Origin of the sequence: Streptomyces sp. NBC_00236, from assembly GCF_036195045.1 — a bacterium.
Taxonomy (GTDB): domain Bacteria; phylum Actinomycetota; class Actinomycetes; order Streptomycetales; family Streptomycetaceae; genus Streptomyces.
Map to the genome: position 1 here is coordinate 2,162,120 of NZ_CP108100.1, position 20,191 is coordinate 2,182,310.

Annotated in this window: 17 protein-coding genes; 7 read left to right on the forward strand and 10 right to left on the reverse strand. The window is 72.6% G+C overall.

The window, feature by feature from the left end; translation table 11 throughout:
* Positions 1-11 precede the first annotated feature (11 nt).
* Positions 12-812: a peroxide stress protein YaaA gene (gene yaaA, locus OG446_RS09560; RefSeq protein WP_328893611.1), complete on the forward strand. Its 801-nt coding sequence runs from the start codon at positions 12-14 to the stop codon at positions 810-812.
* 71 nt (positions 813-883) lie between these two features.
* Positions 884-1,504: a bifunctional 4-hydroxy-2-oxoglutarate aldolase/2-dehydro-3-deoxy-phosphogluconate aldolase gene (locus OG446_RS09565; RefSeq protein WP_328893612.1), complete on the forward strand. Its 621-nt coding sequence runs from the start codon at positions 884-886 to the stop codon at positions 1,502-1,504.
* 288 nt (positions 1,505-1,792) lie between these two features.
* Here the strand turns inward: OG446_RS09565 and OG446_RS09570 are convergent, their stop codons facing one another.
* From OG446_RS09570 to OG446_RS09585, 4 genes are all read right to left on the reverse strand, one after another.
* Positions 1,793-3,076, reverse strand: a complete 1,284-nt coding sequence (locus OG446_RS09570; RefSeq protein ID WP_328893613.1) for a bifunctional RNase H/acid phosphatase — start codon at positions 3,074-3,076, stop codon at positions 1,793-1,795.
* Positions 3,076-3,819, reverse strand: a complete 744-nt coding sequence (locus OG446_RS09575) for a zinc ribbon domain-containing protein (RefSeq protein WP_328898253.1) — start codon at positions 3,817-3,819, stop codon at positions 3,076-3,078. The genes OG446_RS09570 and OG446_RS09575 overlap by 1 nt, the downstream gene beginning before the upstream one ends.
* Positions 3,816-4,652 carry a Nif3-like dinuclear metal center hexameric protein gene (locus OG446_RS09580; RefSeq protein WP_328893614.1) on the reverse strand — a complete coding sequence of 279 codons (837 nt, stop codon included), beginning with the start codon at positions 4,650-4,652 and terminating at the stop codon, positions 3,816-3,818. Before OG446_RS09580 ends, OG446_RS09575 begins: the two co-directional genes overlap by 4 nt.
* A gap of 85 nt (positions 4,653-4,737) precedes the next feature.
* Positions 4,738-5,781, reverse strand: coding sequence for an ABC transporter substrate-binding protein (locus tag OG446_RS09585; RefSeq protein WP_328893615.1), 1,044 nt, complete (start codon positions 5,779-5,781; stop codon positions 4,738-4,740).
* Between the two features lie 197 nt (positions 5,782-5,978).
* On the opposite strand from OG446_RS09585, the gene OG446_RS09590 reads away from it, so the two are divergent.
* Positions 5,979-7,301: a hypothetical protein gene (locus OG446_RS09590; protein WP_328893616.1), complete on the forward strand. Its 1,323-nt coding sequence runs from the start codon at positions 5,979-5,981 to the stop codon at positions 7,299-7,301.
* 438 nt (positions 7,302-7,739) lie between these two features.
* Here OG446_RS09590 and OG446_RS09595 read toward each other — a convergent pair whose 3' ends face one another.
* The 3 genes from OG446_RS09595 to OG446_RS09605 form a co-directional block, all read right to left on the reverse strand.
* Positions 7,740-8,681, reverse strand: a complete 942-nt coding sequence (locus OG446_RS09595) for a 3-oxoacyl-ACP reductase (RefSeq protein WP_328893617.1) — start codon at positions 8,679-8,681, stop codon at positions 7,740-7,742.
* Positions 8,682-8,729: 48 nt separating this feature from the next.
* A complete protein-coding gene (locus OG446_RS09600; RefSeq protein ID WP_328893618.1) occupies positions 8,730-9,806 on the reverse strand; it encodes a Zn-dependent alcohol dehydrogenase in 1,077 nt (358 codons plus the stop codon).
* A 77-nt stretch (positions 9,807-9,883) separates the two neighbouring features.
* On the reverse strand, positions 9,884-10,756 hold the full coding sequence (locus OG446_RS09605; protein WP_328893619.1) for a MaoC/PaaZ C-terminal domain-containing protein: 873 nt from the start codon (positions 10,754-10,756) through the stop codon (positions 9,884-9,886).
* 314 nt (positions 10,757-11,070) lie between these two features.
* Here OG446_RS09605 and OG446_RS09610 point away from each other — a divergent pair, with 314 nt between their 5' ends.
* The 4 genes from OG446_RS09610 (at position 11,071) to OG446_RS09625 (ending at position 15,016) form a co-directional block, all read left to right on the forward strand.
* Positions 11,071-11,985, forward strand: coding sequence for an ABC transporter ATP-binding protein (locus OG446_RS09610; protein ID WP_328898254.1), 915 nt, complete (start codon positions 11,071-11,073; stop codon positions 11,983-11,985).
* Entirely contained in the window at positions 11,985-12,707 is a 723-nt protein-coding gene (locus OG446_RS09615; RefSeq protein ID WP_328893620.1) for an ABC transporter permease, read from the forward strand. Before OG446_RS09610 ends, OG446_RS09615 begins: the two co-directional genes overlap by 1 nt.
* A gap of 38 nt (positions 12,708-12,745) precedes the next feature.
* Positions 12,746-13,942: a sensor histidine kinase gene (locus tag OG446_RS09620; RefSeq protein ID WP_328893621.1), complete on the forward strand. Its 1,197-nt coding sequence runs from the start codon at positions 12,746-12,748 to the stop codon at positions 13,940-13,942.
* A gap of 441 nt (positions 13,943-14,383) precedes the next feature.
* Positions 14,384-15,016 (forward strand): response regulator transcription factor, encoded by a 633-nt coding sequence (locus OG446_RS09625; RefSeq protein WP_328898255.1) that lies wholly within the window; start codon positions 14,384-14,386, stop codon positions 15,014-15,016.
* Between the two features lie 16 nt (positions 15,017-15,032).
* Here OG446_RS09625 and OG446_RS09630 read toward each other — a convergent pair whose 3' ends face one another.
* The 3 genes from OG446_RS09630 to OG446_RS09640 form a co-directional block, all read right to left on the reverse strand.
* Positions 15,033-16,463: an MFS transporter gene (locus OG446_RS09630; RefSeq protein WP_328893622.1), complete on the reverse strand. Its 1,431-nt coding sequence runs from the start codon at positions 16,461-16,463 to the stop codon at positions 15,033-15,035.
* Positions 16,464-16,550: 87 nt separating this feature from the next.
* Positions 16,551-17,747, reverse strand: a complete 1,197-nt coding sequence (locus tag OG446_RS09635) for a lipid-transfer protein (RefSeq protein WP_328893623.1) — start codon at positions 17,745-17,747, stop codon at positions 16,551-16,553.
* Between the two features lie 11 nt (positions 17,748-17,758).
* The gene (locus tag OG446_RS09640; protein WP_328893624.1) at positions 17,759-20,077 is read right to left on the reverse strand and encodes an acyl-CoA dehydrogenase; all 2,319 of its coding nucleotides are present in this window, start codon (positions 20,075-20,077) and stop codon (positions 17,759-17,761) included.
* Between the last annotated feature and the right edge of the window lie 114 nt (positions 20,078-20,191).

Sequence of the window (20,191 nt, forward strand, 5' to 3'; positions counted from 1 at the left end):
GGAGAACCGCCGTGCTCGTGCTGTTGCCGCCCTCCGAAGGAAAGGCCGCCTCGGGGCGCGGAGCACCCCTGAAGCCCGAGTCGCTCTCGCTGCCGGGTCTGGCCGGGGCGCGGGCCGCCGTGCTGGACGGGCTGGTGGAGCTGTGCGCGGCGGACGAGGAGAAGGCCCGCGTGGTGCTGGGGCTCAGCGAGGGGCTGCGGGGCGAGGTCGCGAAGAACCTCGAACTGCGGACCGCGGGTGCGCGTCCGGCCGGCGAGCTCTACACGGGGGTGCTGTACGACGCGCTGGACCTGGCGTCCCTGGACGCGGCGGCCCGCCGCCGGGCCGGGAAGTCACTGTTGGTGTTCTCCGGGCTGTGGGGTGCGGTGCGGGTGGGCGACCGGATCCCGCCGTACCGCTGCGCGATGGGGGTGAAGCTGCCGGGGCTGGGGGCGCTCGGGGCGTTCTGGCGCGAGCCGATGGCGGAGGTCATGCCGGAGGCGGCCGGGGAGGGTCTGGTGCTGGACCTGCGGTCGTCCGCCTACACCGCGGCGTGGAAGCCGAAGGGCGCGGTGGCGGAGCGCACCGCGAGCGTGCGGGTGCTGCACTCCCAGCTGGTGGACGGGGTGGAGAAGCGGTCGGTGGTCAGCCACTTCAACAAGGCGACGAAGGGGCGGATGGTCCGCGACCTGCTGCAGGCGGGTGCCCGGCCGAAGGGTCCGGCGGAGCTGGTGTCGGTCCTGCGGGACCTGGGTTACGTGGTGGAGGCCGAGGCACCCGCACGCTCCGGGCGGACGTGGGAGCTCGATGTGGTGGTGACGGAGATCCACTGACCGACGGACGCCCGTTGCATCATGCGCAACGCTCGTTGCGTACGATGTGGCACCGGTGCAGGATGAGGGACATGACCTCCTCCGTACTGGACCTTGCCCCCGTCATGCCCGTCGTCGTGCTGGAGGACGCCGCCGACGCGGTGCCGCTCGCCCGGGCCCTGGTCGCGGGCGGGCTTCCGGCCATCGAGGTGACGCTGCGGACCGCCGCCGCCCTGGACGCCATCAGGGCGATCGCGGCGGAGGTTCCGGACGCGGTGGTCGGCGCCGGCACGGTGATCTCGGCGCAGAACGTCTCGGACACCATGGCCGCGGGCGCCCGGTTCCTGGTGAGCCCCGGCTGGACGGACACGCTGCTGGACGCGATGAAGGCGTCGGGATTGCCGTTCCTGCCGGGGGTCTCGACGACGTCCGAAGTGGTCGCGCTGCTGGAGCGCGGGGTCACCGACATGAAGTTCTTCCCGGCGGAGGCGGCGGGGGGCACGGCCTACCTCAAGGCGCTGTCCGCCCCACTCCCCCAGGCCAGGTTCTGCCCGACCGGCGGCATCTCCCTCACCTCGGCCCCCTCCTACCTGGCCCTGCCGAACGTCGGCTGTGTGGGCGGCAGTTGGATGGTCCCCGGTGACGCGGTGGCGGCCCGGGACTGGTCCCGGGTGGAGCGCCTGGCCGCCGAGGCGTCGGCGCTGCGCGGCTGAACGCCACGAAGTCGTGCGGTTGCGCGTGCATGCTCCCCGGCTGCCGGGGCACGAGACCCTCAGGGACACGTGACCCGGCCTCCGGGTGACCCGGGTTCCGGCAGGCAATCCCCCGGCCTCCCGGAACCGCCTCGGCCCCGTCGGCCTCCCCCCGCCGACGGGGCCGAGTGCTGTCCGGAGGCCTCGGGGGCGGTCAACCGGCGGCGCGTCCGGGGACCTCGGAAGCGGTCAACCGACGGCGCGTCCGGGGACCTCGGAGACGGTCAACCGGCGGCGCGGCCGACCGCCTTACCGCAGGTGGGACGTGTCGTTCAGCAGCCGTACGGAGGCGTTGCCGTCCGCGTAGTAGGCCACGGCCGACACGGAGGCCGCCGAGAGCTCCATCCGGAACAGCGACTCCGGCGGTGCGCCCAGCGCCAGCCGGACGAGGGTCTTGATGGGCGTGACGTGCGTGACCAACAGGACCGTACGGCCTGCGTAGCGGCTGACGAGGCGGTCACGGGTGGCGGCGACGCGGCGGGCCACCTCGGCGAAGCTCTCGCCGCCTCCGGTGGGGGCCGCCTTCGCGGAGGCGAGCCAGGCGTCCAGATCGGCGCCGTACCGCTCCCTGACCTCACCGAACGTCAGGCCCTCCCAGACACCGAAGTCCGTCTCGCGCAGCCCGTCCTCGATCCGGACCTCCAGACCCAGCCGGGCGGCGACGGCGCCGGCCGTCTCGCGGCAGCGGCGCAGCGGGGAGCTGACGATCTCCTGCACCGTCCCCCGGGCCGCGAAGGCCTCGGCGGCGTGCTCGGCCTGCCCGCGGCCGACGGCGGAGAGCTCGGGGTCGGTGCCGCCGCTTCCGGAGAACCGCTTCTCCGGAGTGAGGGCGGTCTCGCCGTGGCGGAGCAGCACGAAGGTGGCGGGTGCGCCGAGGTCCGGGGCGGCGCCCCAGCCGACCTGCGGGGTGGCCGTGGCGGAGGGGGCGGGACGGTTCAGCTCCCCGGAGGCCGCGGGGCGGTTCAGCGCCGCCCGTGCCCTGGCCGCACCGGCCGCCGCGTCGCCGGGCGGTCCGGAGACCGGCGGGAGAGCGGCGGCCACCGAGGACCTCGGGCTGTCGAGGTCTGCCGTCGAGGACGACGGCTCCCACTGCCTGCCGCGCTTGCCCGCGTCCATCGCCTCGTTGGCGAGCCGGTCCGCGTGCTTGTTCTTCTCGCGCGGGATCCACTCGTAGGTGACGGCGGAGGCGGGCAGGATGCGCGCCGCCTCGGCCGCGAGCGGCTTCATGTCCGGGTGCTTGATCTTCCAGCGGCCCGACATCTGTTCCACGACCAGCTTGGAGTCCATCCGGACGTGCACCCGCGGCCCGCCGTCGGCCGGGGCGTCCGGCACCAGCGCCTTCGCGGCCCGGAGTCCGGCGATGAGGCCCTTGTACTCGGCGACGTTGTTCGTCGCGACGCCGATGTACTCGGCGGCCTCGGCCAGCGTCTCCCCGGTCGCCGGGTCGATGACGACCGCGCCGTAACCGGCGGGCCCCGGGTTGCCCCGGGAGCCTCCGTCGGCCTCGACGACGAACCGGCGCGGCTGCGTCATTACAGGCCCGAGTCCGAGGTGCGGACCAGGATGCGGTGGCAGTTCTCGCAGCGCAGCACCGTGTCGGGGGACGCGGCCTTCACGTCGTTGACCTCGGTGATGTTGAGCTCGAGACGGCAGCCCTCGCAGCGGCGCTGGTAGAGGCGGGCGGCGCCCACCCCGCCCTGCTGGGCGCGGAGCTTGTCGTACAGCTTGAGCAGGTCCGCGGGGACGGAGCCGGCGACGACCTCGCGCTCCTTGGTGACCGTCGCGGTCTCCGTGTCGATCTCCTGGGTCGCGGCGTCCCGGCGGGCGGTGGCGTCGTCGACCTTGGCCTGCACGGCGGAGACCCGGTCGGTCAGCTCGGCGACCCGCTCCTGGGCGGACTCGCGGCGCTCCATGACCTCGAGGACGACGTCCTCCAGGTCACCCTGGCGCTTGGCGAGGGAGACGATCTCGCGCTGGAGGCTCTCCAGGTCCTTGGGCGAGGTGACCGCGCCGGAGTCCAGGCGCTGCTGGTCGCGGGCGGCGCGCTGGCGCACCTGGTCGACGTCGTGCTCCGCCTTGGTCTGCTCGCGGGCGGTGTCGCTCTCCTCGGTCGTCGAGGCGACGAGGAGGTCACGGAGCTGGGCGAGGTCGGCCGTGAGCGACTCGATCTCGGCGTGCTCGGGCAGGGAGTTGCGCCGGTGCGCAAGCTGGGAGAGGCGCTGGTCGAGGGCCTGGACGTCGAGGAGTCGGATCTGGTCGGCGGGCGCGGCGTTCAGTTGGGGGCTCCAGAAGAGTGGTGGGTGGTCCAGGGGTCGGTGACCTGCTTCGAGACGTGGACCCGCAGGTCCCATCCGTGGCGGTCGGAAATCGCGTCGAGCTGTGCGGCGGCCTGTTCGCACCACGGCCACTCGGTGGCCCAGTGTGCGGCATCGACCAGGCCGAGCGACGAGTGCTGGACGGCCTCGGAGGCCGGGTGGTGGCGCAGGTCCGCGGTGAGGAAGGCGTCGACCCCGGCGGCGCGCACCGCGTCGAAGAGGCTGTCGCCCGATCCGCCGCTCACGGCGACGGTCCGCACGAGGGCCTCCGGGTCGCCCGCCAGGCGGATGCCCTGCGCGGTCGCGGGCAGCCGGGCTGCGGCGCGGGCGGCGAAGGCGCCGAGGGTCTCGGGGTGGTCGAGCGTGCAGATCCGGCCGAGGCCGCGACGGCCCGCGGGGTCGGTGGGGTCCGGGACGAGGGGCCGCTCGATGCGCAGGTCGAGGGCGCCGGCCAGGGCGTCGGAGACGCCGGGGTCCGCGGAGTCCGCGTTGGTGTGGGCCACGTGCAGGGCGACGTCGTGCTTGATGAGGGTGTGCACGACCCGGCCCTTGAAGGTGCCGGCCGCGACCGTCGTCGTACCGCGCAGATAGAGCGGGTGGTGGGTGACGATCAGCTGGGCGCCGAGCTTCAGCGCCTCGTCCGCGATCTCCTGTACGGGGTCGACGGCGAAGAGCACGCGGTCGACCCCGGCGTCCGGGTCACCGCAGACGGTGCCGACCGCGTCCCATCCTTCGGCCCGCTCGGGCGGCCACAGGGCGTCGAGCTCGGCGATGACTTCAGACAGACGGGGCACGGAGGAAAGGCTACCTGGCCTCCGTGCCCCGGGGAGCATGGCCGGTGCGACCCGTGAGGACGGTGCGACGGCCGGTCATGAATCGTTACTTCACGAGGTCCGCACGCAGGTCGTCGAGGACCAGGTCGGCGGCCGTGACGCCGAGGCCCAGGTACCAGGTCTCGTCGGACACGTTCTTCGCCCGGCCTTCCTTGACGGCCTTGAGGTTCTTCCACAGCGGGTTGGCCTGGGTGGTGTCGCGCTTGGTGGCCTTCACGTCGCCGTAGACACCGGTGAAGATCCAGTCGGCGTCCGCCTCGTCGATCTTCTCCGGGCTGATCTCCGCGGCGAGCTCGTCGATCTGCTGGTTCTCGGGCCGCGGCAGGCCGGCGTCGTCGAGGATGGTGCCGATGAAGGAGGCCTTGGCGTAGAGGCGGATCTTGTCCGGCAGGTAGCGGACCATGGAGATGACCGGCTTCTTCGGGCCGATGTCCTCGCCGAGCTTCTTCGCGTTCGCCTCGTAGGCGCCGAGCGCCGACTTCGCCTTGGCGGTCTTGTCGAGCGCCGCGGCGTTGAGGAGGTAGTTCTCCTTCCAGGTGAAGCCCGGACGGATGGAGAACACGGTCGGCGCGATCTTCGACAGCTCGTCGTACTTGTCCGCGGCGCGCAGCTGGCTGCCGAGGATCAGGTCCGGCTTGAGTCCGGCGATCGCCTCAAGGTTGAGGTTGTTGATCGTGCCGACGTTCTTCGGGTCGCCCGCGTCCTTCTTGAGGTACGACGGGATCGCCGCGTCACCCTCGGAGGGGGCGTAGCCCACCGGCTTCACACCCAGCGAGACGACGTTGTCGAACTCGCCGACGTCGAGGACGACGACCCGCTTGGGCGCCGCCTTGAGCTCGGTCTTGCCCATGGCATGCGTGATGGTGCGGGGGAAGGTGCCCGCCGGGGCGTCGGTGCCGTACCCGGCGGTCTTCTTCGCCGCGTCACCGAAGTCCTTGCCGCCGGTCGCGACCGCGGCCTTCTTGTCGCCGCCGGCCTCGGAGGTGCCCGAGGCGCCGGACCCGCCGTCATCGCTCCCGCAGGCCGACAGGGAGAGGGCGGCCACTACGGCCAGGCCGACTGCGGCAGTGCCGCGGCGACGAAGGGACATCACTTGCTCCAGTCGAGATGCTCACAGGTAACACTTAGGAATGCCTAACCTTAGACACTCACATCAGTCACAGCACAGCCACCCCCACCTCCTCAGGCGAATCCGGGCATCACCACCCTTATGTGTGAAGAGGTGAGGCTCGTGTTGTTCGGCAGCAAGTGCGAAAACTAGCTTCGGTTGCCGGAGGTGACGAGTCGATGACTGCCTGTGCCATCGAGGACGAGACCGCTGAGGCGGCCGGAACCGGCGAGACGGTGGAGCCGGAGTCCGACGAGCCGGACGGAGCCGAGGAGGCACCGGACCCGGCCGGGGGCGCGGCGGAGCTGCCTGAGCCGCTGGGGCCGGCCCCTGGCGAAACGGTCCTGCCCATGCCTGCCCCCTTGCTCGTGCCCGCACCCGTACCCGCGCTCACACTCACGGCCGACGGCGCCTACGCGGCACGGCTCACGGCCGCCCGTGACGCCGCCGCGGGGGCGGAGACCGCCTGGTACGCGGAGCGCTGGACGCTGGACGGCCCCGAGCCGTACGCCGTGCCGCTCCCGCTGGACCAGCCGGAGGAGGCCTGCTCGCAGGTGCTGCCGCTGGCCGACGGGCGGGTCCTGATCCGGCGCCGGGTCGCGGACCGCCACACCTTCTCGCTGCTCTACCCGACCGGGCCCGGCACCGGCGAACTCCCGCTGGGCGCCGTCGAATGCGCCGAGCTGACCCTGCTGCCGCCCTCACCGGACGGCGTCAGCGCGTACGCCCTGTCCACCGGTGCGTCCTCGACCGGGCTCTGGCGCGTGGCGGGTGGCGCCTTCGGTCCGGAACACCTCGCGGACCTGCCGGGACGCTGCTCCGGCGGGGTTTGGCTGGACCGGGCGGGCCGGCTGCTGGCCCTGGACCGGGAACCAGCGGGCGGCGGCCCGGTCAAGGCGGTCGCGGTGGACCTGGGGCGGGGCGCCGAGATGACCCCCCTGCTCCAGATCGCACCGGACAGCAACGACCGGCTGCTGCTCGCCGATCCGGACAGCGGTCTGCTGCTGATCCGCTCCGACGCGCCGGGACACGACCGGCTCGGCTGGGGCGTGCTGGGAAGTTGCCTCCCGGTGCGCTTCCCGGAGTGCCTGCGGCTGCCGGATGTCGCCGTGACACCGTTCGCCGTGCAGCCGGGGCAGATGCTGATGCCGGAGAGCTGCGCGGTGGCCCTGCGGATCGACGGGGCGGCAGGCAGCTGGGCCGGCATCTGGCGCCCGTCGGGCCGTCGGCTGCACCAGCTCGCCGCGCCCGAGGGCTGGCTGGCCGGCAGCGGGTCCTGGTCGCGCGACGGCGTACTGGGTCTGCCGTACGCGAACGCGGACACGGCCTGCGCCGTGGCGCTCCTGACGGCCCCCTCCGACCTGGAGCCCTCCGCTGAAACGGCCCCGGCGGGCTGCGCGGAAAGCGGTACGCAACCCTCCGCCGCCGTCACGCATCCTCCTGTGTGCAGACCCGTTCCCCTGGGGCAGGCGCCCCTCATGCGGCGTACGGCGTCTGACTAGAGTTGAGGCGGGGATCTCACGCAATCGCGCACCGCGGTCGCCGACGGTGACCGTTCCCGGGCGGTGGCGCGAGGGCCCCGGAGACCAACACGTAAGCGATCACAACGGGGTGACTTCCCAGATGTCTGAGGCGCGATCCGACACGACCCAGACGCGTCCGCCGGGGGCGGACACGCAACGGGCCGAAGCCGGCGGCTCCGGAAAGCACCGAGGGGGTGTGGCGACGGACGACTCGGCGGCTCAACCGCACGGCCGCCACCGCCGCCCCGCCGAAGGTGGCAGCAGGGCGGCCTGACCGCCGCACCGAACAACGAGGGAGAGGAGGGCCCCCGCAGCCGGCCGGCTGCGGGGGCCCTCCTCTGTGCACGTCCGGCTCCGTGCTGTGCACGTCCGACTCTGCGCTGTACCCGTCCGGCTCCGTGCGCGTCCCGCCGGTGGTCAGCCGCGCTTGAGCCCCAGCACCTCCGCCGCCGCGAACGTCTCGTTCGGCGGCCGGTCCTCGTAGTACGGGGAGATCAGCTCGTCCAGTTCGTCGAAGGAGAACGTCTCCTTCGACGAGTCGAACTTCGCCGCCACCCTGGGCCGTTCGACGATCGCGACCATTCCGCCGTGCACGACGAGCAGTTGCCCGTTGACCTTGGCGGCCGCCGGGGAGGCCAGATAGCCGACGAGCGGCGAGACGTGCTCGGGTGCGAGCGCGTCGAGCCGTCCGTCCTGCGGTTCCTGGAAGCCCGCGAAGACGTCCTCGGTCATCCGGGTCCGGGCGCGCGGGCAGATGGCGTTGGCGGTGACGCCGTACTTGGCCAGTGCCAGCGCGGTGGAGGTGGTCAGCCCGACGATGCCGCCCTTGGCCGCCGCGTAGTTGGGCTGGCCCGCCGAGCCGGCCAGGAAGGCCTCCGACGAGGTGTTGACGATCCGGCCGTAGACCGGGCCACCGGCCTCCTTGGACCTCGACCGCCAGTGGGCGGCGGCGAAGTGCGTGGTGTTGAAGTGGCCCTTGAGGTGCACCCGCATGACCGAGTCCCACTCGTCCTCGGTCATCGAGAAGATCATCCGGTCGCGCAGGATGCCCGCGTTGTTGACCAGGATGTCGAGTCTGCCGTACGTGCTGACGGCCAGCTCGACGAGCTCACGGGCCTGCTCGTGGTCGGAGACGTCGCCGAGGTGGGCGACCGCCCGGCCGCCGGCCGCGCGGATCTCCTCGGCGACCTCCTCGGCGGGTGCGGCGGACGCCTCGCCCGAACCGTCGCGGCCGGGCTGCCCGTAGTCGTTGACGACGACGGCCGCGCCGAGCCGCGCCAGTTCCAGCGCTTCGGCCCGTCCCAGGCCTCGGCCTGCGCCGGTGACGATCGCGGACAGTCCGTCCAGGGGAAGTGACATCGGTTCTCGGGATCCTCTCGGGAGGGAGCGGGGCGATGCTGCGGGGCGTCAGAGCTCGATGCAGGTACGCAGCGACTCGCCGGTCCGCATCTGGTCGAGGGCGTCATTGATGCCGTCGAGCCGTACCCGGTGGGTGATCATCGACTCCAGGTCGATACGGCCGGCCCGCCAGAGGGCGATGGCCCGCTCGTACGACCGGAGCACGTCCCCGCCCCCGTACATGGAGGGCAGGATCCGCTTCTCGTCGAAGAACAGCTCGAACATGTTGACCTGGAAGTTGTCGTCCATGGCGCCCGCGCCGACGATGCAGAGGGTGCCGCCGCGCCGGGTCTGCTCGTACGCGGTGCGGGCCGTGGCGGACTTGCCGACGACCTCGAAGACGTAGTCGAAGCCCTCGCCCGCGGTGATCCGCTGCTTGGCGTCGGCGAACTCGTCGGGCGAGACGGCCTCGGTCGCACCGAACCGCAGCGCCGCCTCGCGCCGGGAGGCCACCGGGTCCACGGCGACGATCTGGGCGGCGCCCTGCACCCTGGCCCCCTGGATGGTGGAGATGCCGACACCGCCGCAGCCCATCACGGCGACCGACGAACCGGCCTCCACCTGGGCGGTGTTGATGGCGGCGCCGAGGCCGGTGGTGACCCCGCAGCCGATCAGCGCGGCGATCTCGAACGGCACGTCGTCGGGGATCGGCACCGCGCAGCCCGCGCCGACGACGACCTCCTCCGTGAAGGTTCCGGTGCCGGCGAAACCGAAGACGTCTCCGCCCGGGCGCTTGAAGTTGGGCGTGCCCGCGTTCATGAACCCGGCGAGACAGAGGTGCGTCTGGCCGCGTTTGCAGGACGGACAGCTGCCGCAGGCCGGCAGCCAGCAGACCAGCACCCGGTCCCCCACGCCCAGCCCGGCCACCCCGTCACCGACGTCGATGACCTCACCGGCGCCCTCGTGGCCGGGGATGAAGGGGGCGGGCTGCGGCAGCACCCCGCTCATCGCGGAGATGTCGGAGTGGCACAGCCCGGTGGCCCGGACCCGCAGCTTCACCTTGCCGGGGCCGAAGCCCACCGCCTCGACGTCGTCGAGTACTTCGAGTTTGTCCTGGCCGATCTCGTGCAGTACGGCTGCGCGCATGGTGCGGCTCCCCTCACGGGCCTGTGATGCTCTGGAATTCGGTTCGGATTCGGGATCAGGAATGCTCGACGTCGGGATCAGGAGTGCTCGACGAAGGTGTCGCTGAGGACCACGGCGTTCTTCCGCTCCGCCGCCCTCACCTCGACCCGCACCTCGTTCCCGCCGGTCCACATCTCGATGCGGAGGGTCTCGCCGGGGAAGACGACCCCGGCGAACCGGGTGCGGTAGGAACGGATACGGGTCGCGTCGCCGCCGAGCACCGTGTCGGTGACGGCCTTCAGCGTCATGCCGTAGGTGCACAGACCGTGCAGGATCGGCCGGTCGAAGCCGGCCTGCGCGGCGAACTCGGGGTCGGCGTGGAGCGGGTTCCAGTCCCCGGAGAGGCGGTAGAGCAGCGCCTGGTCCGGCCGGACCGGACGCTCCACCAGGTGGTTGCCCGCGATGGCGGGGTAGGCCGTCCGCTCGGACGGACCCCGCTCGCCGCCGAAGCCGCCCTCGCCGCGGACGAAGATCTGGGAGTCGTTGGTCCACAGCGGGCCGTCCTCGTCGGCGGCCTCGGTACGCAGCACCAGCACGGCCGCCTTGACCTTGTCGTACACCGCGGCGACCTTCGTGGTCGTCACGGCGCTGCCCTTCACCGGGAGCGGCCGGTGCACCCGTACGCTCTGCCCGCCGTGCAGGACGGCCGCGAGGTCGATGTCGACGCCGGGTGCGGAGAGGCCGCCGGCCATGGCCGTGCCGGCGCCCGCGACCGTGGCGAAGGAGGGCAGGACCTGGAGCCGCGACTCCAGCGTGTAGCTCAGCTCACCGGGGTCGACGGCGGGGTCGGCCAGATCGGGGCGGGCGCCCGCCCCGATCCCCAGGTGGTAGAGCTGGACGTCCTTGTGGTCCCAGCTGATGTGGCTGGTCCGGGGTTCGGCAGCGAGAGCTTTTTCGGCATCAATGGGCATGGGGAAGCTGCTCCTCGACGGTGAAAGACCTCGGTGCGGCCGTCCGCACCGTCGGCCGCACCGAGGTCGTGCGGGGACCGGTGACCACGCCCGTTCTAGAACGCGTTCTAGCCGGTTGGCCCTATGTATAACGCAGCGCCCAGCACTTGTGAAGACTGCTGACGTCTCGTCAGATCCCTTGGCCGGACGCCTTTCGCCCTCTGTCGCGGCAATGACATTTGTCATTGCGGAGTGCGTACATGCGCCTCTGCCACGGCGGGTCCGGGCTCCGTAGCGTCGTATGCATGACGAAGACAACGGGGAACGGGGCCGCGGTGGTCCTCACCGGGGCGGTGAAGACCTTCGGCAGGGCCGGACAGCGGGTGCGGGCGGTGGACGGGATCGGGCTGACCGTCGAGCGGGGCGAGACCGTCGCCCTGCTCGGGCGCAACGGCGCGGGAAAGTCCACCGCGATCAGCCTGCTGCTCGGGCTGAACGAGCCGGACGCCGGCACGGTGCGGGTCCTGGGCCGCACCCCCGAACAGGCGGTACGGGCGGGCCTGGTCGGCGCGATGCTCCAGGACGGGCGGCCCATCCAGCGGGTCACCGTCCGCGAGCTCATCACGTTCGTCGCCGCCACCTACCCGAAGCCGCTGCCGGTCGCCGAGGCGCTGGCCCTGGCGGGCGTGGCGGAGTACGCGAACCGGCGGATCGACAAGCTGTCCGGCGGCCAGATCCAGCGGGTCCGGTTCGCCGTCGCGCTGGCCGGGAATCCGGAGCTGATCGTGCTGGACGAGCCGACCGCCGCCCTGGACGTGGAGGGGCGGCACGCGTTCTGGGAGTCCATGCGCGCCTATGCCCGGCGCGGCAACACCGTGCTCTTCTCCACCCACTACCTGGAGGAGGCCGACGAGAACGCCGACCGGATCGTCGTCGTCGACCGTGGCCGGATCGTCGCGGACGGCAGCGGTGAGGCCGTCAAGGCCGCGGCCGGCCACAGCCAGGTCTCCTTCGATCTCGCGGGCCGCTCCACCGAGGGCCTGGAACTGCTGCCCGGTGTCGTGACGGTCGAGGTGACCGGCGACCGGGCGGTGCTGCACACGGACGACTCGGACGCCACCGTGGTGGAACTGGCCCGGCTCGGCCTGGTCCGCGGCCTCCAGGTGTCCCTGGCGACGCTGGAGGCGGCCTTCCTCTCCCTCACCGCGCCGGCCGCCGGCGCCCCCCGGTCCGCGAAGGAGACCGTCTGATGTACCGCTACATCGTGCTCGAGACCCGCCGCACCCTGCGCGACGGCACGTTCCTGATCTTCGGCACCGGAATGCCCGTGCTGATGTACCTGATCTTCACGAACATCGGCGGCGGTGACGGGGTCGACGGCTGGAAGACCGCCTCGATGGTAGGCATGGCCGCGTACGGAGCACTCGGCTCCGCCATGTCGATCGGTACGGGTGTCGCCTCCGACAAGTCCCTGGGCTGGCTCCAGCAGCTGCGGATCACCCCGCTCTCCCCCACGCACGCGGTCGTCGGCCGGGCGATCAGCGGTTCGGTGACCGTGCTGCCGACGATCCTGACGGTGCTGCTGGCCGGCGGCCTGGTGAACGGCGTACGGCTGGCCGCCTGGCAGTGGGCCGCCCTCGTCCTGCTGCTGTGGATCGGCGCCCTGCCCTTCACCCTGCTCGGCCTGGGCAACGGCTTCCGTCTCACCCCCCAGGGCACCGGGGTCGTCAACGTCGCGTGCCTGATGGGCTTCGGTGTCGTCGGCGGGCTGTGGTTCCCGCTGGAACTCCTTCCGGAGTGGCTGCGCTCCGTCGGCAGGTTCACGCCCGCCAACCGGTTCGCCGACCTGGGCTGGGCGGCCACGGACGGCCGTGCGCCCGGGGCCACGACGGTCGGCGTACTCGCGGGGTGGCTCCTCCTGTTCGGCACGTACGCCGTGATCTCGTACCGTCGGTCCGCGAGGACCGTGTGACGGGAGCGTGCCGGGAGGACCGTGTGACGGGAGCGAACATGTCCAGGAACCGAAGAGCGGACCGGAAGGAACGGCGCCGCCTGCGGAAGGAGGGCCGCCGCCCCGGCCCGCCGGGACCGTACGCGCTGCTGCCCTGGCTGCTGATGGGTCTGGGTTCCTTCTCCAACCTCTTCCAGGGCGAGACCCCCAATCCGTGGATCGGCGGGATCGGTCTGCTCGCCTTCAACTCCCTCTATGTCTCGGTGGTGTTCCGGGGCTTCGTCAAGGAGAAGCGCGAGAGCCCGGTGTCGTACGTCCTGCTGGGCGCGATGGCCGCCATCACCTTCGGGCTGGCGATCGGCTACGGCGGCAGCTGGCTGCTCTTCTTCCCGCTGCTCTCGCTCGCGTGCGGCACCATCCTGCGCCACCGCTGGCTCGCCGCCGGGCTGCTCGGCCTCGCCGTGGCGGCCTGCCTGATCGCGGTGTGGCGCGACGACAGCACATCGACACCGTGGACCCTGGGGTACGGGACGTTCATCTCGGGTGCGGTGACAGCCGCGATCCTCACCCTGTCGGAGACGGTGATGGAACTGCGCGCCACCCGGCAGGAACTGGCCCGTACCGCCGTCGAGAAGGAGCGGCTGCGCTTCTCCCGCGATCTGCACGACCTGCTGGGCCACACGCTCTCGGTGATCGTCGTCAAGTCGGAGGCGGCGCGCAGGCTCGCCCCGCGCGACATGGACGCGGCGCTCTCGCAGGTCGCCGACATCGAGTCCGTCGGCCGGCAGGCGCTCACCGAGATCCGCGAGGCGGTCACCGGCTACCGCGAGGGCAGCCTGGCCACCGAGCTCGACCGGGCCAGGTCCGCGCTGACCGCCGCCGGCATCGAACCCTCGGTCCGCCGCTCGGGCCCCCCGCTCGCACCGCAGACGGAGGCGCTGCTGGGCTGGGTGGTGCGGGAAGCCGTCACCAACGTCGTCCGCCACTCCACCGCGACCACGTGCGTGTTCGTCGTCGAAGGCACGCCCGGCCGGGTCCGCCTCACGGTCACGGACGACGGCCGGACCCCGGCCGCCCCGCCCACCCCGGGCATCGGCGGCACCGGCCTGAAGGGCCTCACCGAACGCCTCGCGGTGGCCGGCGGCTCGCTGGAAGCGGGGCCCGGACCGGCAGGCGGCTTCGTGGTGACGGCTGAGCTTCCGGCGGATGCCCCCGGAGAACCCGGTGGGAACGGCTCGCCCGCACCGGGCTCGTGACCCGGCGCCGGGGGATCCGCCGTTCGACCGAAGCCGTGGAGCGGGCCGCCCCCGCCCCGGCCGACCGCCGTCACCGGGATGCGAGCCAGGCGGCAAGGCCGCTACCCGCAGCCGTGGTCAGCGCTGCCACCAGCCGGCCCGGAATGCGCTGGATCGTCACATGCAAGCCACCGCAACGGAGTTCGAACGCCGGAATCGGCCGTGCGGGGCGTCTACCTCGGCTCATGAAGGCAGTTCAGCACGTCCCTCACTGCGGACGCCAACACTTCCGGGACCCGATCAACAGCCTTATGGTGAAGGGTTATTGACAAGTCGACATCCGTGCAGAACCACGCCCATTCGAGCAGATTGCGCTGCCGGCGCCGGCTCGGTTCCTCCCGGAACCGCCCCGTACGCCCCCCCCTGACCGCCCTCCGGCCCTACCCTGTTCCCGTGAACGAGATGCCGCAGGATCACCGGCCGACCAAGTCCGTACGGGTACTGCTCGCCGAGGACCAGGGCATGATGCGCGGCGCGCTCGCCCTGCTGCTCGGGCTGGAGCCCGACATCGAGGTGGTCGCCCAGGTGGGCGCGGGCGACGAGATCGTGGCCGCCGCGCTGACGTCGCGGCCCGATGTGGCGCTCCTCGACATCGAGCTCCCGGGCCGCAGCGGGCTGGACGCGGCCGCCGATCTGCGGGAGGAGGTGCCGGACTGCCGGGTGCTGATCCTCACCACCTTCGGCCGGCCCGGCTATCTGCGGCGCGCGATGGAGGCCGGGGCGGCCGGGTTCCTGGTGAAGGACGGCCCGGTCGAGGAGCTCGCGTCGGCGATCCGCCGGGTGCTGACCGGGGAGACCGTCATCGACCCGGCCCTGGCCGCCGCCGCGCTGAGCGCGGGACCGAGCCCGCTGACCGCGCGGGAGCGGGACGCGCTGGTCGCCTCGGTGGACGGGGCGACGGTCGCGGACATCGCGGTGAAGCTGCATCTGTCGGAGTCCACCGTCCGCAACTACCTGTCGGCGGCGATCGGGAAGACGGGCACACGCAACCGGATGGAGGCGGTCCGGGCGGCCCGGCAGCAGGGGTGGCTCTAACGCCCGCGGGTGGTCCTCAGCGCTTCGCCGACCCGTGGCGCGGCAGCCAGAGGACCATCAGCAGCAGCCCGCCGAGCAGCACCCCGCCCGCCGTCCGGAACGCCAGCGCATAACCGGCCGTGAGCTCCACCGGGTCCGTGGAGCCGTCCGTGCGGGCCGCGGCGACCGTGGAGAGCACGGCCAGGCCGAGGGCGCCGCCCATCGTGCGGGAGGTGTTGACGAGGCCGGAGACCAGGCCCGCTTCGCCGGGGGCCGCGCCCGAGGTGGCGAGGGTGGCGAGCGGGGTGGCCGCGAGTCCCGTGCCGGCCATCATCAGGACGCCGGGCAGACAGACCGCGGTGAGGTACGAGCCGTCGGCCGTCATCGTCGACTGCCATCCGAAGCCCGCTGCGGCCATCGCCGTGCCGATCAGGGCCAGGTTCTTCGCGCCGGTGCGCGCCATCAGCCGCGGTGCGCACTTGGAGCCGACCACGATCGCCACCGAGGTGGGCATCAGGGCGAGTCCGGCCTCCAGAGCGGAGTAGCCCAGCACGTTCTGTGCGTACACCGTCATGAAGTACCACATGGAGAACGTGGCCGAGCCGATCACGAGCATCGCCACGTTCGCCGACGCCACCGCCCGGGCCGCCAGCACCCTCAGGGGCATCAGCGGCTTCGCCGTCCGGGACTCCACCAGGACGAACAGCGCGAGCAGCGCGAGTCCGCCGAGCAGCGGCACCAGGGTCGCCGCGGCCGTCCAGCCCGACTCCTCGGTCTGCACGATTCCGTACGCGGCCGAGGCCAGGCCCGCCGTGACCAGCAGTGCGCCCGGGAAGTCGATCCGGCTGCGCTCGCCGGCCCGGCCCTCGGCGAGCCACAGGGCCGCGCCGACCAGGACGAGCACCCCGACGGGCACGTTGATGAGCAGGACCCACCGCCAGGACAGGGTGTCCGTGAGCACCCCGCCGATCAGTCCGCCGGCCGCACCGCCGCCCGCGCCGACGGCCATCCAGGTGCCGATGGCCCTGCTTCTGGCGGGTCCTTCGGGGACGGCGGCGGTGAGCAGGGTGAGGGTCGCGGGGGCCAGCACGGCCGCGCCGAGCCCCTGGGCCGCCCGGGCGGCGAGCAATTGCCAGCCCTCCTGGGCGAGTCCGCCGGCGAGGGAGGCCGCGGTGAACAGGCCGAGGCCGACGAGGAACATCCGCTTGCGGCCGTAGAGGTCGGCGGCCCGGCCGCCGAGCAGCATGAACCCGGCGAAGGCGATCGAGTACGCGTTGAGCACCCACTGCAGGCCCGCGGTGCTCAGCCCCAGATCGGCGCGCATGGACGGGAGGGCCACGTTGACGACGGACACGTCGAGCACGACGAGGAACTGCCCCGTGCAGGCGGCGAGCACGACCGCCCACGTACGGGTCCGGGTACCGCTGCCACGGCGTGTGGGCGTCGAGACGTCAACCATGAACGTCATACTCGCAGCCTGCCCGCGCCCCGTACATCGGTTTCCGGACCGTGCCGGACCGGGACCATCGGCGTAGGTCCCGGCCCCACCAGAACCTCAGTGCCGCAGCAGGGTCACCACCGCCGCCCCGCCGAGCCCGATGTTGTGGGCGAGCCCGGTCCTGGCGTCCGGCACCTGGCGGGGGCCGGCCTCGCCCCTGAGCTGCCAGGTGAGTTCGGCGGCCTGGGCGATTCCGGTGGCGCCGAGCGGATGCCCCTTGGAGATCAGGCCGCCTGACGGGTTGACCACCCAGCGGCCGCCGTGGGTGGTGGCGCCGGACTCGACGAGCGCCCCCGACTCGCCCTCGGCGCACAGCCCGAGCGCCTCGTAGGTGAGGAGTTCGTTGATGGAGAAGCAGTCGTGGAGCTCGATGACGTCGAGGTCGTCGGCGCCGATGCCGGCGGTCTCGTACACCTGCCGTGCCGCCTCCCGCGACATGGGAAGGCCGACCGCGTCGATGCAGGTCCCGGAGGCGAAGGAGGCCTCGGTGTCGGTCGTCATGGCCTGGGCGGCGATCTCGACGGCCCGGTCGCCGAGGCCGTGCCGCTCGACGAAGCGTTCGGAGACGACGACGGCCGCCGCGGCCCCGTCGGAGGTCGGGGAGCACTGGAGCCGGGTGAGGGGGCGGTGGATGGGCTTGGCGGCCAGCACTTCGTCGACCGTGTAGGGGTCCTGGAACTGGGCGTACGAATTGCCGGCCGAGTGGCGGTGGTTCTTGGCGGCGACCGCGGCGAGCTGGGCCTCCGTGGTGCCGTACCGCTCCATGTGTTCCCGGGCCGCGTTGCCGAAGATCTGCGCGGTGGGCGGGGTCATCTCGAAGCCGTGGGCGGCCGCCATGATGCCGTAGTGCCGGGCGACCGGGGATGTCTTGAAGTCGCCCGCGCCACCGTCGGATCCGCCGCCGCCGAGCGATCCGCGCGCCATCTTCTCGAAGCCGAGCGCCAGGACGCAGTCGCTGCCGCCGCCCTCGACGAACTGGCGGGCCATCATCAGGGCGGTGGACCCGGTGGCGCAGTTGTTGTTGACGTTGTAGACCGGTATGCCGGTCAGGCCGAGTTCGTAGACGGCGCGCTGCCCGGCGGTGGAGGCCTGGAAGCAGTAGCCGACGACTGCCTGCTCGATGTCCTCGTACGCGACCGATCCGTCGGCGAGCGCCGCGGTCCCGGCCTCCTTGACCATGTCCCAGTACTGCCAGTCGCGGGTCTCGGGCTTCTCGAACTTCGTCATGCCGACGCCGACGATGTAGGCCTTCATATCGTTTCCTCTCAGTCCCGCGGGAGGCCGAGGATGCGCTCGGCGACGACATTGAGCTGAACCTGGGTGGTGCCGCCCGCGATGGTGAGGCAGCGGGACATCAGGAATCCGTGCACCGCCCGCTCCCCCGCTCCCTCGCACACCGCCCCGTCGGGGCCGAGGAGTTCGAGGGCGAGTTCGGCGACCTTCTGCTGGTGGACGGTCTGGACGAGCTTGCGTACGGAGGCTCCCGCGCCCGGTTCCAGTCCGGAGACCTGCTGGAGCGTGGTGCGCAGCGTGATGCAGGCCAGTGCGTGCGCCTCGGCGGCCAACGCCCCGATCCGGGCCCGGCAGGCGCCGTCGAGTCCTTCGGCACGGCCGATCAGGGCTTCCAGGCCGGTGTCGAAGGCCACCTGGTCGGCCATGTGGACGCGTTCGTTGCCCAGGGTGTTGCGGGCGACCTGCCAGCCGCCGCCCGCCTCGCCGACGAGGGCGTCCTCGGGCAGCAGGACGTCGTCGAAGTACACCTCGTTGAAGAGGGAGTCGCCGGTGATCTCCTTCAGCGGGCGGATGTCGATGCCTTCGGTGTTCTTCATGTCCACGAGGAAGTAGCCGAGCCCCTGGTGCTTGGGCGCGTCCGGGTCGGTCCGGGCGAGCAGGATCCCGTGGTCGGCCCACTGGGCGGCGCTCGTCCACACCTTCTGGCCGTTGATCCGCCAGCCCTCGGGGGTCCGTTCGGCGCGGGTCCGCAGCGAGGCGAGGTCGGAGCCTGCGCCGGGTTCGGAGAACAGCTGGCACCACAGGAGTTCGCCGCGCAGCGTGGGCAGGAGGTAGCGGTCCTGCTGCTCGGCGGTCCCGTGTGCGATGAGGGAGGGCACCACCCAGGTGGCGATGCCCAGGTCGCTCAGCTTCACTCCCTGCTCGCGCAACTCCTGTTGCACGGCGAGCTGTTGTACGGGTCCGGCGCCCAGGCCGTGGGGCGCGGGCAGATGCGGGGCCGCGTAGCCGGTGGGGGCGAGGGCACGGCGGGCCGCTCTCGGGTCGAGGCCGCGGGCGGCGGCGACGGCGTCGTGGGCCGCCGAGCGGTGGGCGGCGGCCTGCGCGGGGAGTTCCAGGGTGAGTTCGCGGCGCGCACCGCCGGTGGCCAGCCGGACGGCTCGCTGCCGATGGCCGTCCCCGGCGCCCAGCAACTGCCGCGCCACCACGGCCCGGCGCAGATACAGATGGGCGTCGTGCTCCCAGGTGAAGCCGATGCCGCCGAGGATCTGGATGGCGTCCTTGGCGCAGCCGTACGCGGCGTCCAGGGCGGTCGCGGCGGCGAGCGCGGCGACCAGGCCGCGCGTTTCCTCGGACTGACGGGGTTCACCGGCCGCCCGGGCCGCGTCCCAGGCCAGGGCGCGGGCCTGCTCCACGCGCACGAGCATGTCGGCGCACAGATGCTTGACGCCCTGGAACTGTCCGATAGGGCGGCCGAACTGTTCGCGGACCTTGGCGTGTTCGGTGGCGGTTTCCAGGGAGCGGGCGGCGGTACCGCAGGCCTCGGCGGCGAGGAGGACGGCGGCGAGGTCACGGACGAGGCCGGAGTCGGTGCGCAGGGCGCGTGCGGCGGGGACCAGGACGCCGTCGGCGTGGACCGCGGCGGTGGGCCGGGTGGGGTCGGCGCTGTGGTGCGGGCGCACGGTGAGGCCCTGCGACGCGGTGTCCACGGCGAACCAGCGCGGGCCGGTGGCCGAGGCGGCGGGCAGCAGGAGCAGGTCGGCCTCGGCGCCGGAGAGCACCGGCGGCAGCTCGCCGTCCAGGAGGTGGCCGTCCTCGCGTTCGACGGCGGTGAGCGTGCCGGGGCCGAGCGCGACGGCCCCGATGCGTGTGCCGTCCGCCAGGGCGCGCACCAGTGCGCCGGGGTCCGAGGCGTGCGGGCCGGCCTCACGCGCGACAGCCTCGCCGGGGACGGCCCCACGCGGGACCGCCTTGCCGGGGCCGACCTCACGCGCGACAGCCTCGCCGGGGACGGCCTCACGCGCGACAGCCTCATGCAGCACGGCCTCGTACAGGACGGCCGAGGCGAGGGCGCTCGCCAGGTACGGCCCCGGCAGTGCGGCGCGGCCCGCCTCTTCGAGGACGACCGCCAGATCGAGGAGGTCGCCGCCTCCGCCCCCGTACGCCTCGGGCAGATGGATGCCGAGCAGCCCCTGCTCCGCGAGACCCTCCCAGTAGGCGGGGCGCGCACCGGGGGCGCCGGGGGCTTCCGCGTCGAGCAGCTTGCGGATTTCTCCGGGCGGTACGGCGCGTGCCAGCCACCCCCGCACGGCCTGCGCGAGCTCCCTGTGTTCTTCGGTGATTCCGATGCCCATGCGGATCCTCGCCGGTCGCAGCCACTGGAACGGCGCAAGAGTAGAACACGTTCCAATCTGACGGAAGGTCAGATGGGCACCGATTCGGACCGGGCCGGAAAGCGGGCAGACCGC